This window comes from Tenacibaculum crassostreae (assembly GCF_964512405.1).
Taxonomy (GTDB): Bacteria; Bacteroidota; Bacteroidia; order Flavobacteriales; family Flavobacteriaceae; genus Polaribacter; species Polaribacter crassostreae.
In genome coordinates, this window is sequence record NZ_CAZELE010000005.1 from 452272 (window position 1) to 471175 (window position 18904).

At 31.8% G+C, this 18904-nt stretch carries 14 protein-coding genes; 9 read left to right on the plus strand and 5 right to left on the minus strand.

Features of this window, described 5'->3' with window-relative positions; translation table 11 throughout:
• Positions 1–117: 117 nt before the first annotated feature.
• The 3 genes from ACKTST_RS07485 to ACKTST_RS07495 all read left to right on the plus strand — a co-directional run bounded on the left by ACKTST_RS07485 (position 118) and on the right by ACKTST_RS07495 (position 3160).
• Positions 118–690 (plus strand): Crp/Fnr family transcriptional regulator, encoded by a 573-nt coding sequence (locus ACKTST_RS07485; protein ID WP_408047127.1) that lies wholly within the window; start codon positions 118–120, stop codon positions 688–690.
• Between the two features lie 184 nt (positions 691–874).
• The gene (locus ACKTST_RS07490) at positions 875–2131 is read left to right on the plus strand and encodes an alpha/beta hydrolase-fold protein (protein WP_408047128.1); all 1257 of its coding nucleotides are present in this window, start codon (positions 875–877) and stop codon (positions 2129–2131) included.
• Positions 2132–2200: 69 nt separating this feature from the next.
• The gene (locus ACKTST_RS07495) at positions 2201–3160 is read left to right on the plus strand and encodes an MBL fold metallo-hydrolase (protein WP_408047129.1); all 960 of its coding nucleotides are present in this window, start codon (positions 2201–2203) and stop codon (positions 3158–3160) included.
• A gap of 107 nt (positions 3161–3267) precedes the next feature.
• Here ACKTST_RS07495 and carB read toward each other — a convergent pair whose 3' ends face one another.
• Both carB and rpmH read right to left on the minus strand, forming a co-directional pair.
• On the minus strand, positions 3268–6120 hold the full coding sequence (carB, locus tag ACKTST_RS07500; RefSeq protein ID WP_408047130.1) for a carbamoyl-phosphate synthase large subunit: 2853 nt from the start codon (positions 6118–6120) through the stop codon (positions 3268–3270).
• A 101-nt stretch (positions 6121–6221) separates the two neighbouring features.
• Positions 6222–6383: a 50S ribosomal protein L34 gene (rpmH, locus tag ACKTST_RS07505; protein WP_408047131.1), complete on the minus strand. Its 162-nt coding sequence runs from the start codon at positions 6381–6383 to the stop codon at positions 6222–6224.
• Positions 6384–6612: 229 nt separating this feature from the next.
• Here rpmH and ACKTST_RS07510 point away from each other — a divergent pair, with 229 nt between their 5' ends.
• The 3 genes from ACKTST_RS07510 to ACKTST_RS07520 all read left to right on the plus strand — a co-directional run bounded on the left by ACKTST_RS07510 (position 6613) and on the right by ACKTST_RS07520 (position 12877).
• Positions 6613–8226: a CTP synthase gene (locus tag ACKTST_RS07510; RefSeq protein WP_408047132.1), complete on the plus strand. Its 1614-nt coding sequence runs from the start codon at positions 6613–6615 to the stop codon at positions 8224–8226.
• A 194-nt stretch (positions 8227–8420) separates the two neighbouring features.
• Entirely contained in the window at positions 8421–10286 is a 1866-nt protein-coding gene (gene yidC / locus ACKTST_RS07515) for a membrane protein insertase YidC (protein WP_408047133.1), read from the plus strand.
• A gap of 125 nt (positions 10287–10411) precedes the next feature.
• A complete protein-coding gene (locus ACKTST_RS07520; protein WP_408047134.1) occupies positions 10412–12877 on the plus strand; it encodes a TonB-dependent receptor domain-containing protein in 2466 nt (821 codons plus the stop codon).
• An 8-nt stretch (positions 12878–12885) separates the two neighbouring features.
• On the opposite strand, the gene ACKTST_RS07525 is transcribed toward ACKTST_RS07520, so the two are convergent.
• Positions 12886–14559: a T9SS type A sorting domain-containing protein gene (locus ACKTST_RS07525; protein WP_408047135.1), complete on the minus strand. Its 1674-nt coding sequence runs from the start codon at positions 14557–14559 to the stop codon at positions 12886–12888.
• Positions 14560–14683: 124 nt separating this feature from the next.
• Complete coding sequence (locus ACKTST_RS07530) at positions 14684–14860, minus strand: hypothetical protein (protein WP_028891109.1); 177 nt, start codon at positions 14858–14860, stop codon at positions 14684–14686.
• A 145-nt stretch (positions 14861–15005) separates the two neighbouring features.
• Here ACKTST_RS07530 and fumC point away from each other — a divergent pair, with 145 nt between their 5' ends.
• Entirely contained in the window at positions 15006–16406 is a 1401-nt protein-coding gene (gene fumC / locus ACKTST_RS07535) for a class II fumarate hydratase (protein WP_408047136.1), read from the plus strand.
• A gap of 84 nt (positions 16407–16490) precedes the next feature.
• A complete protein-coding gene (locus ACKTST_RS07540) occupies positions 16491–16964 on the plus strand; it encodes a nucleoside deaminase (protein ID WP_408047231.1) in 474 nt (157 codons plus the stop codon).
• A gap of 228 nt (positions 16965–17192) precedes the next feature.
• Here the strand turns inward: ACKTST_RS07540 and ACKTST_RS07545 are convergent, their stop codons facing one another.
• A complete protein-coding gene (locus ACKTST_RS07545; protein ID WP_408047137.1) occupies positions 17193–17621 on the minus strand; it encodes a DUF3995 domain-containing protein in 429 nt (142 codons plus the stop codon).
• Between the two features lie 49 nt (positions 17622–17670).
• On the opposite strand from ACKTST_RS07545, the gene hutI reads away from it, so the two are divergent.
• Complete coding sequence (gene hutI, locus ACKTST_RS07550) at positions 17671–18903, plus strand: imidazolonepropionase (protein ID WP_408047138.1); 1233 nt, start codon at positions 17671–17673, stop codon at positions 18901–18903.
• The last annotated feature ends 1 nt before the right edge of the window (position 18904 follow it).

The window sequence follows — 18904 nt, forward strand, 5'->3', positions numbered from 1 at the left end:
ATCAGTCTTCTTCTCCTTGAGATTTTATAATTAAAAATTAACTTCGTCATTAGGAGATGTTAGCTCGTTTAATCCCAGATATCTTAACTATAAATCTCGAATTACATAAATAATATTATGGAAAATGAATTAATAAAATTTATGTCCCAATTTACTGAACTAACTGACAAAGAAGCTCAAGTAATGGTAGACTTTTACCCTGTTAAATTATATAAAAAAGGAGAGGTGTTATTACAAGAGGGGCAAATTGCACAAGATTCCTTCCTTATATTATCAGGATGTGTTAGAAAATATTGTATTGTTGATGGTGTGGAGAAAACAATAGACTTTTACACAGAAGAACAAGTTGCTGTTGAGTTTGAAAGCATGTCACAACAGTCTCCATCAAAATATTATTTAGTTTGTTTTGAAGATTCTAAAATTGCTATAATCAATTCAAAGAAAGAGAAAGAATACTATAAAAAGTTCCCTCGTTTTGAAGAACTTTCCCGAATTCAAATGGAAGTTATGATGGGTGAAAATTTAAGAGCCTTCTCAAAATTTATAACATTAACTCCAGAGCAAAGATACTTAGACTTGTTACAAAACAGACCTAAACTAATACAACGTGTACCACAACATTTAATAGCTAGCTGTTTAGGTATAACACCTGAATCTTTAAGCCGAATACGTAAACGGATTTTTAAATAGCTTTTGCACAAAATTAGTTTTTCTTAACTTAAGTCAACGAATATAATTCTAATGGCTTTTTAATTTTGTGCCAAACTAATTCATTCAGAGGTAATCTTATTATTAATAAGTATAGAAGATTAAAAGTTTTGTAAACAAACAACAAATACATAATAAGAACTAAGAACAAATTAAGAATAATAAAATGACTAAAAAGTTAAAAATTGTAATGACAATGGGAATCATTGTTTTATTTCAACAATTTATAAAAGCTCAGGAAATTAAAAATCAGCATTTTTTACAAAAAGTAGGTATTATAGATAGTCTTTATTCCAAAATATTAAAAGAATCGAGAAACATTTATGTTCAAGTACCTACCAGCTATACCTCCAAGAAAAATCAAAAATATCCAGTAGTTTATATCTTAGACGGAGAAATATTTCTTCCAACAGTTAATGATGTACAAAATTATTACAGTGGTGGTTTTACACCAGAAATGGTACTAGTCGGAATTTCTAATCATAAAAACAGAACAAGAGACCTAACTACTTCACCAATAACTACTAAATATGGGATGCCTTTTAATGAAAAAAATGGAGGGGCTAAAAATTTTAGAAAATTTATAGAGACAGAACTTATTCCATTTATAGAGAACACATATCCGGTTACCAATTATAGAACATTAATTGGTCATTCCTATGCAGGTTTGTTTACTATTTCTACATTAATTGAGCAACCTAACTTATTCTCGAATTATTTAGCCATTGACCCAAGTCTGGATTGGGATAACCAAAAACTATTGAAAGAGGCACAAAAGAAAGTCTCTGTTCAAAATTATAAAAACAAAACTCTATTCATGTCCTTAAACGGGCAATTACATATGCAAAACTCGCAAATAACAATAGACAATGTAATGCAGGACACTACAAATTTCACTTTGTTCGCCCGCTCGAATATAGCTTTTTCAAACTTGATGAAGCAAAAAACTAATAACGGATTATCTTTTGTATGGAAATTTTACCCTAAAGATATTCATGGCACAATTCCTTTCCCTTCTATTATGGATGGTTTAATTTCGACTTTTGAATGGTATCAAATGGAAAATACAGATAGAATAAATTCATTTGAAACATCAAAAGAAGAAATTTTTAGTATCATAAAACACCGAGAAGAAAAACTCAAAAAGCATTTTGGTTATTCAGAGCCACCTTATCCAGAAGAGCTTTTAAACGTGTCAGGTTACATGAATATGGATATGAAACAACTTGAAAAAGCAAAGATGTACTTTGAACTTGCAATTAAATATTATCCTAAAAGCGCTAATGCTTATGACTCTATGGCTGATTACTATGAAGCGCAAAATGATATTGCTAATGCAATAAAGTTTGTGGAAAAGGCTGCTGAATTAAACAATACTGAATACTTTAAAAACAGAGTCCAAGAATTAAAAAATAAAAACTAACTATGGTTTAGTCCATACTAAAATGGACTATTCCTAAAACTGTCACCAAACACAAAAACAATCAAATCAATGAGAGAAAAAAAAATAAACGAAATTACCTCTTTAACTTTCGGGCTAATTATCCTAATGGCTCAGAATTTTTGTTTTGCAAATACAAATGCTAATTCTGATTTTGTTGTAACCAAAATTACTCAAAACGTATACAGCATTGTTTCACCTTCAAAGGGATTACCTAATCCTGAAAACAAAGGGTGGAATTCTAATGTTCATTTTGTAGTTACGAAAAAAGGAGTTCTTCTTATTGACTCTGGATCTTCCGAATCAATTGGCAACAAAATAAAGAAAGCTATTAAATCTGTTACTAAACAACCAATTCGCTGGATAATTAACTCTCACAGTCATGCAGATCATTGGTTTGGTAATGCTGCTTTTTCAAATACTGCTTTTGAAATTATTTCAAGTAATAAAGCTTTTAAAACTATGAAAAATGATGGGCAACCTTCTTTCGAATTTTACTTCAAAGTAACTAAAGGTAAAATTGGTGCTACAAAACTTGTTTATCCTACCGTGTTATTATCTGAAGGAACAAAACGAAATTTTGGTGGTATTGATGTAGAATTAATTTTTTCTAATAATGCACATTCACCAGGAGATCTACTAATATGGTTACCTAAACAAAAAATCATAATAGGAGGAGATGTTTTAAGTTCTGATTGGATGCCTATGATTACTGAACATGGGAATATTCCTAGTTTAATTAGCATACTTAACACCGTAATTAAATTAAACCCTGATATAGTTTTGACCGGACATGGTAAACCAACCAATTTAGAATCAGTTATACGAGATGCTAAATTATTATCTAGTGTTTGGGAGCAAGTAAAGTCAGATTATAAAAAAGGAAAAAAAACTAACGAAACTCTTGAAACTGTTAAAACCAAGCTGGGGCCTAAATATAAACTCTTATATAAGGATTTTAACTCAGAAATAGAACGACATATTAACCTTATGTATAAGCTACAACAATAAACATTTTTCTTAAAAACTTTAAAACCCAACAGCAAAACATTTAAAAATACATTATAAAAAAACCGAAGCGTTATAACTTCGGTTTTTGTTTTTTATCTTATATTTTCCTACTTACTCAAATACATTTTACGTCTAGCATATAAATCGTAGAAAGTATCGTCACGTAACGAATCTATAAATAAAATACTCTCACCAGTAGATTTCATTTCTGGTCCAAGCTTCTTATTTACATTCGGGAATTTATTAAATGAGAATACTGGTTGCTTAATCGCAAATCCTTCTAATTGCGGATTAAAATTAAAATCAGTAACCTTCTTCTCTCCTAACATAACTTTAGTTGCATAGTTTACATACGGTTCTTTGTATGCTTTTGCTATGAATGGTACGGTACGAGATGCTCTTGGGTTTGCTTCGATAATATATACTTTATCATCTTTAATAGCAAACTGAATATTAATCAACCCTTTAGTTTCTAATGCTAATGCAATCGTTTTTGTGTACTCTCTAATCTGCTCTAACACTAACTCTCCTAAATTGAAAGCTGGTAAAGTAGCGTTGGAATCACCCGAGTGTACTCCACAAGGTTCAATATGCTCCATAATTCCTATGATATACACATTTTCTCCATCACAAATTGCATCTGCTTCTGCTTCAATAGCTCCTTCTAAGTAGTGATCTAATAATAATTTGTTATTCGGAATCTTACGTAGTAAATCTACCACATGCTCTAATAATTCTTCTTTATTAATCACAATTTTCATCCCTTGTCCTCCTAATACATAAGACGGACGAACTAATATTGGGAAATCTAACTCATCAGCTAACTTCAACGCTTCATCAGCAGTTTCAGCAACACCAAATTCTGGATAAGGAATATTGTTATCTTTTAATAAAGTTGAAAAACTTCCACGATCTTCAGCTAAATCTAAAGCTCTATAACTAGTTCCTAAAATTGGAATTCCGTAACGATCTAACTTTTCTGCTAATTTTAAAGCCGTTTGTCCACCTAATTGAACAATTACACCTTCAGGTTTTTCATGTTTGATGATATCGTAGATATGTTCCCAAAAAACTGGCTCAAAATATAATTTATCTGCTGTATCAAAATCGGTAGAAACCGTTTCTGGGTTACAGTTAATCATAATGGTTTCGTAACCACATTCTTTTGCAGCATATACCCCATGAACACAACAGTAATCGAACTCAATTCCTTGTCCGATACGGTTTGGTCCTGAGCCTAACACGATAATTTTTTTCTTATCAGAAACTACACTTTCGTTCGATACAGAAACTTCTCCATCAGCAGTTTCTATTTCACTTTCAAATGTTGAATAATAGTATGGAGTTTGTGCTTTAAATTCAGCAGCACAAGTATCTACTAATTTATAAACACGTTTTATTTTTAACTCCTCACGCTTTTTATATACTTGACTCTCTAAACATCCTAACATATGTGCAATCTGACGATCTCCATATCCTTTTTGTTTAGCCTCTAGTAATAATTCTCTATCTAAAGTATCAATAGTATATGTTGAGATTTCTTTTTCTAAATTGAATAACTCCTCATACTGTTTTAAATACCACATATCAATTTTTGTGATATCGTAAATCTTACTTAAAGGAATTCCCATTGCAATAGCATCGTAAATTGCGAAAACACGATCCCAACTTGCATAGGTTAGCTTTTCTATAATTTGGTTGTAATCTTTATATCCTTTTCCATCAGCTCCTAAACCATTACGCTTAATTTCTAACGACTGTGTAGCTTTGTGCAGCGCTTCTTGAAACGAACGTCCGATACCCATCACCTCACCTACTGCTTTCATTTGTAATCCTAAAGTTCTATCAGAACCTTCAAACTTATCAAAGTTCCAACGAGGAATTTTAACGATTACATAATCTAAAGTTGGCTCAAATAATGCTGAAGTAGATTTAGTAATTTGGTTATCTAACTCATCTAACGTATAACCAACTGCTAGTTTTGCAGCAATTTTTGCAATAGGATATCCTGTTGCTTTTGACGCTAATGCAGATGAACGAGATACACGTGGATTGATTTCAATTGCAATGATATCTTCATTTTCATCTGGCGAAACTGCAAACTGAACATTACAACCACCTGCGAATTCACCTATAGAACGCATCATTTTAATAGCCATATCACGCATTTTCTGATAAGTTTTATCAGAAAGTGTCATGGCTGGAGCTACTGTAATCGAATCTCCTGTATGAATTCCCATCGGATCCATATTTTCTATAGAACAGATAATTACCACATTATCATTGTCATCACGTAATAATTCTAACTCATACTCTTTCCATCCCATCATCGCTTTATCAATCATTACCTCATGAATAGGAGAAATTTCTAATCCTCTTGATAATGATTTTTCAAACTCTTTTTCATCATATACAATTGAGGCTCCTGCACCACCTAAAGTAAAGGATGCTCTAATACATAATGGAAAACCAAACTCTTGTGCAATTTCTTTTCCTTTTAAGAAAGATGTTGCTGTAGCTTGAGGTGCCATTGGCACTCCTATTTCTTCCATTAATAATCGGAACTTATCTCTATCTTCCGTAATATTAATAGCATCAATATCAACCCCAATAATTTCTACGTCAAAATCTTTCCAAATCCCTTTTTCGTCAGCTTCTATACACAAGTTTAATGCGGTTTGCCCTCCCATTGTTGGTAAAACAGCATCAATTTGTGGATGTTCTTTTAAAATTTGGATGATAGATTTCGTATTCAAAGGCAACAAGTAAACATGATCTGCCATTGAAGGATCTGTCATAATTGTTGCAGGGTTTGAATTGATTAAAATAGTTTCAATTCCGTCTTCTCTTAACGATCGTAATGCTTGAGATCCTGAATAATCAAATTCACATGCTTGACCAATTACAATAGGTCCTGATCCAATAATTAAAATCGATTTAAGGTCTTGTCTTTTAGGCATTTTATATAGTGTGTTGTGTTGTTGTAAAAATATAATTTTTTGGTTATAAAAAAAGGCGATACTAAATAGTAACGCCTTTAAATATTAACAATAGTTAATCATTATTTCTTTGGTCTTGATTCAGATGAAACAGACAACTTCTTTCTTCCTTTTGCTCTTCTTCTAGCTAATACTTTACGTCCATTAGCAGAAGCCATTCTTTCGCGGAAACCGTGCTTGTTTCTTCTCTTTCTCTTCGATGGTTGGTACGTTCTTTTTGGCATTACTTATATTTTTTAATGTCTTTTAAAATTACATGTTGCTTTTGTGAAATTCCGTCTGCTAAAAGCGTGGGCAAATATACAACAGTTTTTCAGTCTAGCAAACCCTAAATTTATTTTTTTTTATTTTTTTTCGCTTTGGCAAAAATACTAAAACTTTATATACGTTTTTTCTCTTTTTTATTTGTTCGTATTGGCAGACTTATTACTTTTGCCCAAACCTAACAACACCATGAATAACACTAAATATGTCTTTGTAACCGGGGGCGTAACTTCATCACTAGGAAAAGGTATTATTGCCGCTTCATTAGCCAAATTATTACAAGAAAGAGGATACTCTGTAACCATTCAAAAGTTAGATCCATATATTAATATTGATCCAGGTACGTTAAATCCATACGAACACGGTGAATGTTATGTTACCGATGATGGTGCTGAAACAGATTTAGACTTAGGGCATTACGAACGTTATTTAAACATCCCTACTTCTCAAGCTAATAATGTTACTACGGGTAGAATTTATCAATCCGTAATTAACAAAGAGCGTAAAGGAGAGTTTTTAGGAAAAACAGTACAAGTTATCCCTCATATTACAGATGAAATTAAAAACAGAGTTCAGATTCTAGGAAATACTGGCGATTTTGATATCGTTATTACTGAAATTGGTGGTACTGTTGGTGATATTGAGTCGTTACCTTATATAGAAACTGTACGTCAATTACAATGGGATTTAGGAGAAGACAATGCTGTTGTTATTCACTTAACTTTAGTTCCTTATTTAGCTGCGGCTGGTGAGTTAAAAACAAAACCTACGCAACACTCTGTTAAAATGTTAATGCAAAGCGGAGTAAAACCAGATATTTTAGTATGTCGTTCTGAACATGAAATTTCTGATGATATTAAACGTAAGTTAGCGTTATTCTGTAATGTTAAAAAGCAAAACGTAATTCAATCGTTAGATGCTGAAACAATTTACGATGTTCCTAATTTAATGTTTAAAGAAGGGTTAGATTATGTGGTGTTAGACAAATTACGTTTATCTACTCGTAAACAACCAAAATTAACTGCGTGGAATCGCTTTTTAGACCGTCATAAAAATCCTACTTCTGCTATCGAAATTGGTTTGGTTGGTAAATATGTAGAATTACACGATTCTTACAAATCGATTACTGAAGCATTTATTCATGCTGGAGCAGCAAATAAAGCAAAAGTAAATGTTCGTTGGATTCATTCTGAAGAATTAACTCCAGAAAATGCCATTCAACAATTAGAAGGTTTAGACGGTGTTTTAGTGGCTCCTGGTTTTGGTGATAGAGGTATTGAAGGTAAAATTGCAGCGGTACAATATGTACGCGAAAACAACATTCCTTTTTTAGGAATTTGTTTAGGTATGCAAATGGCAGTTATAGAGTTTGCTCGTAACGTGCTAAACTTAAAAGATGCTAATTCTACCGAAATGAACCCTAAAGTTTCGCATCCAGTAATTAACTTAATGGAAGAACAAAAAGATGTTACTGATAAAGGTGGAACCATGCGTTTAGGTGCTTGGGATTGTAAGTTAGCTCAAGACTCAAAAGTTTTTGAAGCCTACAAAAAAGAATTAATTAGTGAACGTCACCGCCACAGATATGAATACAACAACGATTATAAAGAACAATTAGAAGCTGCAGGAATGAAAACTGCGGGAATCAACCCTAAAACTGGATTGGTAGAGATTGTAGAAATACCTTCTCATCCTTGGTTTGTTGGGGTACAATATCACCCAGAATATAAGAGTACCGTTTTAAACCCACATCCGTTATTTGTCAATTTTATAAAAGCGGCTTTAAAACACTCAAAAAAATAAATACTAAAATCCTGTAATAGCAATTGCAGGATTTTTTATTCCTAAGAAAATTGGAATACTGTTTGAACTATACTTAGTATCAAAATTAATCACAGTAAAACCTTCAAAAATCTATAGGGTTTTACTACATTTGTCGGGTTTTTCGGTCAACAAGAAAAACAATTAGTGACAAGTTGACATTTTAACATATATCAATGGAACAAAAAAAATTTGATTTAAATTCCTTTATAGGAATGCTTTTATTAGGGGGAATTATGCTTTGGTGGATGAACACTCAAAAACCAGAAGTTACTCCTGAAACAACTACTCAAACTGAACAGACAACTGATACTACTCCTGTTCAAAATAACGTAACAGAAACTACTTTTTTAAATGACTCACTTAAGCAAATCGCTTTACAAAATAAATTTGGAGCTTTTGCTTATGGTGCATCAACTAGTAAAGAAGGAAGTACTACAATAGAAAACGACCTTGTAAAATTAACAGTAGACAACAAAGGTGGACAAATTATCGAAGCCTTAGTTAAAAACTTTAAAACATACGATTCGTTACCTTTATACTTAGTAAAAGATAAAAACGCTTCGTTTAATATCAATTTCGGTACTACCGACAATAGAATTTTAAACACGAAGGATTTATTATTTACACCTACCTTAACTAAAAACGGAGAGTCTCAAGTACTTTCTATGAAGTTAAAAGTAGCTGAAGATAAATTTTTAGAGTATCGTTACGAAATGAAAGAAGGCGATTACCGTGTAGGTTTTGCAGTTCGTTCACAAGGTTTAAGTAACGTTATTAACAGTTCTCAAGAAATTAATTTAGATTGGAACTTAAAAGGTTTTAGACATGAAAAAAGTTTAAAAACCGAAAACATGTATTCTTATTATTATTACAAAGCTGATGATGAAGTAGAATACTTACAAATGAATGATGATGAAGTAGCAAGTGATATCGATTGGGTTGCTTTTAAACAACACTTCTTCTCTTCTATTTTAACTTCAGAAACTCCTTTAAATAACGCTACTTTAAAATCTGTTGATTTTGCTGGGGAAGATGTTGACAGCGTATACACAAAAACCTATGGTGTAAAAGCTCCTTTAGCATTAACCAACGGAGAGTTAAATTATAATATGCAGTGGTTTTACGGACCAACTGATTATAATTTATTAAAATCTTATGAAGGTACTAGTTTAGACGAAATAGCTGACTTAGGTTGGGGAATTTTTGGTTTCTTAAACCGTACTGTGTTCTATCCTGTATTTAATCTTTTAAAAGGATTTATTGGCAACTACGGATTAATTATCATTTTAATGACAATTGTTGTTCGTATTATCATGTCGCCAGTATTATACAAGTCGTATTTATCGAGTGCTAAAATGAAGGTGATTCGTCCAGAAATGGAAGAAATCAATAAAAAGTATCCAGGAAAAGAAAACGCTATGAAGCGCCAACAAGAAATTATGGCGGTGCAACGAAAAGCTGGGGTAAATATGATGTCAGGATGTATTCCTGCATTAATGCAAATGCCTGTATTCTTTGCTTTATTTAAGTTTTTCCCTACCAATATCGATTTTAGACAAAAAGGGTTTTTATGGGCAAATGATTTATCGTCTTATGATACAATCTTCAAATTACCATTTAAGATTCCTTTTTATGGAGACCACGTAAGTTTATTTCCAATTTTAGCATCTATCGCTATTTTCTTTTACATGAAGATGAACCAAAGTCAACAAGCAAATATGCAAGCACCTCCACAAGAAGGTATGCCAGATATGAGTAAGATGATGAAATGGATGATTTACTTCTCTCCTATTATGATGCTATTCTTCTTTAATAATTATGCAAGTGGATTAAGTTTGTACTACTTTATTTCAAATTTATTAACTATTATCATCATGTTTGTTATTAAAAACTATGTTATTGATGAAGACAAAATCCATGCTTTAATTGAAGAAAACAAAAAGAAACCTGTTAAAAAGAGTAAGTTTAGAGAGCGTTTAGATGCTGCTATGAAACAAGCTCAAGAACAACAAGAAGCACAAAGAAGAGGAAAAAAATAATCTTCTTTTTAAATACCAATTCAAACCGCAGTTTAGCTGCGGTTTTTTATTTAACATTCTTTTAACTAAAGCTCGTTAAACCATTCGTCAACTTTGCAGTCAAACAAGTTTTACAAACCAATATAATGAAGAAACTCACCTTACTTTTATTACTCATTAGCTTTACAGCATTTGCTCAAAAAGGCAATCAAAAAATCAATCTAACGGGTAAAGTTTTAGAAATCAAATCTAAACAACCTTTAGAATATGCAACTCTTGTATTAACAAATACAAACACACAAAAAATAATTGGAGGTGTAACCGATGCTTCTGGAACTTTTTCTATCGATGCTTCTTCTGGCACCTACAATATCAAAGTAGAATTTATTGGTTTTAAAACAAAAGACTTAGGTAATCAAACACTTACGGAGAATAAAAATTTAGGAACTATTTTACTTTCTGAAGATGCTGAAACATTAGATGAAGTTGAAGTAATTGCTGAAAAATCTACTGTTGAAATTCGTTTAGACAAAAAGATTTACAACGTTGGTAAAGACATGACTGTAAAAGGCGGTAACGCTTCAGATGTGTTAGATAATGTTCCTTCTGTAAATGTTGATGCTGAAGGAGCAGTAAGCTTACGTGGTAACGAAAATGTTCGTATTTTAATTGATGGAAAACCTTCTGCATTGGTAGGACTTAGCGGAACGGATGCTTTAAGAAATCTTCCTGCTGAAGCTATTGAAAAAGTAGAAGTTATTACTTCTCCATCAGCAAGATATGACGCTGAAGGTACTGCAGGTATCTTAAACATCATTCTTAGAAAAGGAAAAATTACTGGTTTTAATGGTTCGGTAAACCTAACCGTTGGTAATCCAGATCAATTTTCAATTGCTCCAAACTTAAATTATCGAACTAAGAAGTTAAACTTGTTTTCAAATATTGGATATTCCTACAGAAAAGGTCCAGGAAATTCATTTTCAAAATTTTCTTATATCAACACTAATACGAGTGCTATTGATAGTACTCAAACTGAAGATCGTGTGTTTGATCGTGAAAACAAAAACTTCAATGCTTCTTTAGGTTTAGAATATTATTTGACTAAAAATAGTTCAATTACAGGTTCGTTTTTTTATCGTAATTCAAAAGGAGACGATATTGCTACCAACATTACTAAAAGATATGAATTCGAAAATCCTACTTCTGAATTATTTAATGAAACTAGGATTGAAACTGAAAAAGAAGATGGTAGCGATAAGCAATACTCTATAAACTATACTAATAACTTTGATGGTAAAGGACAAAAATTAGTTGTTGATTTACAATACAGCAATAGTGAGGAGTTTGAAGATTCACCAGTTTCTGTAAACGGGGTTTTAAAAGAATTAAATTCTCAGTTAACAAACTCTAATGACTACTTAATTCAATTAGATTATGTATTACCTATTGGGAAAAATAGTCAAATTGAATTAGGTCATAAATCTACATTACAAGATTTATCTTCTGATTTTAAAGTGAGAGACAAAGATGGAAATCCTTTTGAGTACGATCCGTCGAATGCTATCAACTTCAAACAGAACATTTACGCTTTTTATGCGCAATACGGTAACAAAATAAATAAGTTTTCATACTTATTAGGTTTACGTTCCGAAATTACCGATATCGATTTAAAAGTAATTACCGATAATACTTTATCAGATAAAAATTATACGGAGTGGTTTCCAACAGTAAATCTTGGGTATGAATTAAATGATACTGATAATTTAACTTTAGGTTATAGTAGAAGATTACGCAGACCACGTCACTGGTTTATCAATCCTTTTGAATCTCGTAGTTCTGCTACTAATATTTTTAAAGGAAACCCAGATATCAATCCAACTTTCACTAGTTCTTTCGATTTAGGATATACTACAAGGATTAAAAAACTTACACTGAATTCTTCTATTTACTATCAACTTTCTACTGATGTAATGCAAGGAGTTTCTTACCGAGAAAACAGAACGCAAGACAATGAAGAAGTAACTGTTTTTGTGAGAACTCCAATAAATATAGGAGAAGAAAATCGTTATGGTTTTGAACTAACTAGTAATTATTCTCCTACTAAATGGGCTCGTTTATCGGCAACGTTTAATTACTTTAAATTTAAAACAGATGCTTTTACCTATAATTTTGTAGATAGAAATGGCGTAAACAAAACTGTACCTTTAAAAGAAGTAAATAACAGTAGTTGGTTTGCTCGTTTTAATGCTCGAATAACATTACCAGCAAAAATTCAATGGCAAACACGCTTAATGTATAGAGGACCACAATCAAACGCACAATCTGATAGAGATAATATGTTTATTACTAACTTGTCTTTTAGTAAAGATGTGTTAAAGGATAAAGCCTCTTTAGTTTTAAATGTTAGTGATCTTTTTAACTCTCGTAAAAGAGAAAGCACGACATATTTATACAATGATGCTGGACAACTTGAAACAATTAACCGAGGAACATTCCAATGGAGAGAACGTCAAATATCATTAAGTTTTACTTATAGATTCAATCAAAAGAAAAAACGCGAGCGTCCACAACGCGAATTTGATGGCGGAGGAGGAGAAGACTTTGGTGGATAATTTTAATTTTATTCTTTAAATATTTTGAATATTTTTTTATCTCCCAAAAAATCAACTTCAACTATATAAAATCCTTTTGACAAATCTTTTAAAGAAAATTGATTGTTAATTAATTTCGATATATACTTTATTCTTTTTCCATATAGAGTATATATCGAAATTTCTTTTACTTCCAAATTACTTTTAATAATTAACTCATTGTTTGTAGGGTTAGGATATACTATTACTCTTGTTTTATTATTACCTTGATTATTATTTAGTGTATACTCAAAAGCTCCAACGTCAAATAATTTATTTTGAGGTCTTTTGTTTCCATTAAAATCAAATGAAACTCCAAACTTACTCAAGTTTTCACCAACATCAACCAATAATGATTCTTCATTTTTTGCTTCATAAACTCCATTTAAAAAATCTTTAAATCCTACCTCTTCTATATTTTTAGTTTGTAAATTAAATCTTTTAAACTCTTCAAAGGCTATTTTTTCTTGTTGTGAATTAAAATCTATATAGTTTTCATCAACTCCTTTCCAAGTCCCTTGAAGTTCATATGTATTTCCCGGATTTGCTATAACATTATTTATAAAATAAGACGGTTTGTCAAGCTGTAATTTCCCAACATCTTCTTCATTAATACTTTCTGTAATGCTAGTAATTAACTTTATTCCTGATTTTTCAGGGTTTATAATTGTATTATTCATTACGTAATACCCTGTATCACCTTCTAGCAAATGCCTACTATGCATAAAAATTGCATCAGATTTTGGAGAAACTAGTACATTATTAAAGATTTTCGTACCACTTTGTGCACTAATAAATTGTAATCCTTTTCCCGAACCATCATTATTTATAAAGTTATTATAAATACTATAAATACCACCACCTATGCTCATTCCAAATTTTTGATAGCCGTTATCTGTTGTCATACCATAACCATACACTGTGTTATTATATACCTTCCCTTCTTTTCTTACAAGGTTTACTTGTATAGCATCCCAACCTGCATTTTCAATCTTATTATTATATATCTCAACATTTTCTAACCAATGAGCAAAAACATACTCATTATTACACTTTAATCTTGTTTTTATTTTGTAACCATCAGTACTTCCTATATAAAATCCCTCTCCTTCTGTATTCTTAATATAATTATGATGCAACTTTAAGTTTTTCATAATGTACCCATTTCTTCTCCATGTATTTTCATCACTACATTCAGGGTTCGTTTTAGCCATTATTCCTGCAAATCCAGATTTTAAAACCTCTATATGGTCTATTTCAATATCTGAACTAAATTCTGAAATACTTACCGCAGTTGTACCAGACTCTACATTAAATCCATAAAAAGAATCATCACAACCATCACCTGCAAATCTTACATACTTACTTCTCTTTAACTCTATAGCAGGATAAGAAGGTTCATTAATTAGTACTATCCCATTTATATTTTTAAATATTAAAGGTTTGTTCTTTTCTCCTACAAACCCTATTAATCTAACCCCTCTATAGGTTCCAGATTCAAAGCAGAAAGTATCTCCAGGTGAGTATTCGAATTCAGAAGCATTAATAATATTAATATTTTCAGTACTTAATCCATTAATAATATGATTACAATCACAATTATTTTGACTGAATATTTCATTAATTAATAATAAACAAATTAAAAAAGTAGTTAGTAATTTCATTTTTATTCCTTTTTAATAAAAGTAATGTAACAAAACATAATTCCCCTCACCCTTTTGGGGTGATTTTAAAAACAAAAAAACCACGCAATCTGCGTGGTTTTGTCTATATATTATTTTAAAAAGCTTACTTCCCTTCTTCGGCAGCTCTTTTAGCTTCTCTTTTTAATTTCATGTTTTCCCAAATAGTTCCACCAATCCAGTAAGGAACTACAAATGTTAATAAGAAAATTAACAACCAAAATCCAGCTGTAAAAATAAACATGAATAATACCAATCCTGAGAATTCTGAAAAATCTAACATTTGTTTCTTATTAATAATTGTTATGCCACAAAATTATAACTATTTTTCTTTTCCTCCAATAAAATCTGATAAAAATCAACAATTAAAACTATGAGAATTTGTAATTTTGAACTTCGTTAATTTTAAGCATTTTAAACAATTCAACATGACTAAATTTAGAATTGAAAAAGATACAATGGGACAGGTAGAAGTACCTGCAGATAAATATTGGGGAGCACAAACTGAGCGTTCTCGCAACAACTTTAAAATTGGAGCACCTGCTTCTATGCCATTAGAAGTTGTTTACGGATTTGCCTATTTAAAAAAGGCTGCTGCATATACCAACTGTGAATTAGGTGTGTTAGCAGAAGAGAAACGTAATTTAATCGGTCAAGTTTGTGATGAAATTTTAGCAGGAAAACACGACGATCAATTTCCGTTAGTAATTTGGCAAACAGGTTCAGGTACACAAAGTAACATGAACGTAAACGAAGTAATTGCCAATAGAGCGCATGAAATTGCTGGAAAAGTAATTGGTGAAGGTGAAAAAACGATTCAACCAAATGATGATGTAAACAAATCGCAATCATCAAACGATACTTTCCCTACCGGAATGCATATTGCTGCTTATAAAAAGATTGTACAAGTTACCATTCCTGGTGTTGAGCAATTACGTGATACATTACAAGCAAAAGCTGAAGCTTTTAAAGATGTTGTAAAAATCGGACGTACACACTTAATGGATGCTACTCCCCTAACCTTAGGTCAAGAATTTTCAGGATATGTAGCACAATTAAACTTCGGATTAAAAGCCTTAAAAAATACTTTAGCACATTTAGCTCAATTAGCGTTAGGTGGTACAGCTGTAGGAACAGGATTAAACACTCCAGCTGGTTACGACGTATTGGTAGCTAAGTATATCGCTGAGTTTACAGGATTGCCATTTGTAACTGCTGAAAACAAATTTGAAGCTTTAGCGGCTCACGATGCGTTAGTTGAAACGCACGGAGCCTTAAAACAATTAGCCGTTTCATTAAATAAAATAGCCAACGATATCCGTTTAATGGCATCTGGACCTCGTTCTGGAATTGGAGAATTAATTATTCCTGCAAACGAACCAGGATCTTCTATTATGCCTGGGAAAGTAAATCCAACACAAGCAGAAGCAATGACTATGGTGTGTGCACAAGTAATGGGTAACGATGTTGCTGTTACAGTTGGTGGAACACAAGGACATTATGAGTTAAACGTATTTAAACCAATGATGGCTGCTAACGTGTTACAGTCTGCACAATTAATTGGAGATGCTTGTGTATCATTTGACGTAAACTGTGCTGTTGGTATTGAACCAAATCAAACAAGAATTACTGAGTTATTAAACAACTCGTTAATGTTAGTTACAGCATTAAATACTAAAATAGGATATTACAAAGCAGCAGAAATTGCAAATACAGCACACGCAAACGGAACTACTTTAAAAGAAGAAGCTGTGCGTTTAGGTTATGTAACTCCTGAACAGTATGACGAATGGGTTAGACCAGAAGACATGACGGGTAGTTTAAAATAAAATGGTACTTTTGTACTCAACTAAAAAGCTGCAATTTTTTGCGGCTTTTTTTAGCTAATAAATTAACTTATAATGATAATGAAGATGAACAAACACGAAGAATATATGAGTGAAGCTGTAAAAGCAGCTTTACGTGGAATGCAAAACAACGAAGGTGGTCCTTTTGGATGTATTATTGTAAAAGATGGAGAAATAATTGGACGTGGAAATAACAAAGTTACCTCTACCAATGATCCTACAGCACACGCAGAAGTTACTGCAATTAGAGATGCTTGTAAAAATATAGGCTCTTTTCAATTAGATGGATGTATAGTCTATACTTCTTGCGAACCATGTCCTATGTGTTTAGGTGCTATTTATTGGGCAAGACCAGACAAAGTTTTTTATGGAAGTAATCAAATAGATGCTGCGAATATTGGTTTTGATGATGAATTTATTTACAAGGAAATTCCATTACCATACGAAAAGAGAAGTATTCCGTTTGAACAAGTAGGACGTGAAATAGCTTTAGAACCTTTTCAAAAATGGACAGAAAAAGACGATAAAATTGAATACTAAGGTTTTATAAACCTACAATACTTATAAATCGTCATTACGAACAAAGTGAAGTAATCTTTTTTTAATTTACATATATAAAGTTAGATTACTTTAAAATGAATGTTTTTCGTAATGACGTTTTTTTTATGCAAAAATTTAGTTTGATTCTTAAATTTTAAAACGATAACTTCGCTATCGTACGATATCTCATCATTAAAACGACGGATATCTTAACCAATAGCGAAACTTTTACAACACCATCCCTATAAGCAATCCTACAACTCCTAAAAACAAACACAATGGAGAAAAATAGTTGGTATCATTTTTAGCAAATTGAGTTGTTCTAATCTTCTTAAAAAAACCTACATAATTAAACTCTCCTATCGCTCTTAGTATAAAAATACTCGCTACAAAGTGTATTCCACAATCTTTAATCCAATCAGAAAAATAACTTAACCTAAAAAGTTCTATTTTTTCAGCATAAATCAAGGCAAAACATCCTAATAATAAAGCAACTAAAAAAGTTAAAAACTTAGGTGGACTCATTGCTTTTTCGTCTGCTTTTTTTGTTGGTATTACAGCATCAACCCAAAGAGTGCCTCCAAAAGCCCAATAGATATGAATTAATGAGATAAAAAAGAGTAGTATAACGCAAATCACTCCTAAAAAATAAACCATAATTTGTAGTTTTTACCGTAAGTTTGTCTAACAAATTTAAACATTCAGCATGACAACTTTATTGATAAATATCAAGGAATTAATACAAGTAAGAGAAATAACTACCAAAAAAGTATCAGGTAGTGATATGAATATATTACCTACTATAAAGAATGCTTTTTTATTAATTGAAAACGATGTTATTGCTGCTTATGGAAGCATGAAAAACGTTCCTACTTCTGCTGATAAAACAATAGATTGTGTTGGTAAAATGATACTTCCAACTTGGTGCGATTCTCATACGCATATTGTATATGCTGGTAATCGCGAACAAGAATTTGTAGACAGAATTAACGGACTTACCTACGAAGAAATTGCTAATCGTGGTGGCGGAATTCTAAACTCAGCTAAAAAACTACAAGAAACATCCGAAGAAGAATTGTACCAACAATCAGCTAAACGTTTAGAAGAGGTGATGCAATTAGGTACCGGAGCGGTTGAAATTAAATCGGGTTACGGACTTACCGTTAATGCCGAATTAAAAATGCTTCGTGTGATTAAAAAATTACGTGAGAATTATAATATTCCTATCAAAGCTACATTTTTAGGAGCACATGCATTTCCAACAGAATATAAAAACAACAAAGAAGGATACATCAATTTAATTATTGATGAAATGCTACCTAAAGTTGCCGAAGAAAAGTTAGCCGATTTTGTAGATGCTTTCTGTGAAACAGGATATTTTTCAGTTGAAGATACCGATAGAATTTTAACTGCTTCACAACAATACGGATTAACTCCTAAAGTGCACGTAAATCAGTTTACTACAATCGGTGGAGTTCAAGTTAGTGTAAAACATAATGCGTTATCAGTTGATCATTTAGAAGTGATGAATACTGAAGATATTGAAGCTTTAAAAGGAAGTGAAACCATGCCCGTTGCATTGCCTTCATGCTCTTACTTTTTGAGTATTCCATACACTCCTGCTCGTGAAATCATGGATGCTGGTTTACCATTAGCTTTGGCAACCGATTACAACCCAGGTTCTACTCCATCAGGTAATATGAATTTTGTAGTCGCTACCGCTTGTATTAAAATGAAAATGACACCAGAAGAAGCCATTAATGCAGCAACTATTAACGGAGCCTATGCCATGAATTTATCGGATGAAGTAGGTAGCATTACCATAGGAAAAAAGGCGAATTTAATCGTAACTAAAGAAATTCCTTCGTATGGATTTTTACCTTATTCCTTCGGAAGTAATTTAATAGATACGGTATTTATCAACGGTAAAGAGATTTAAA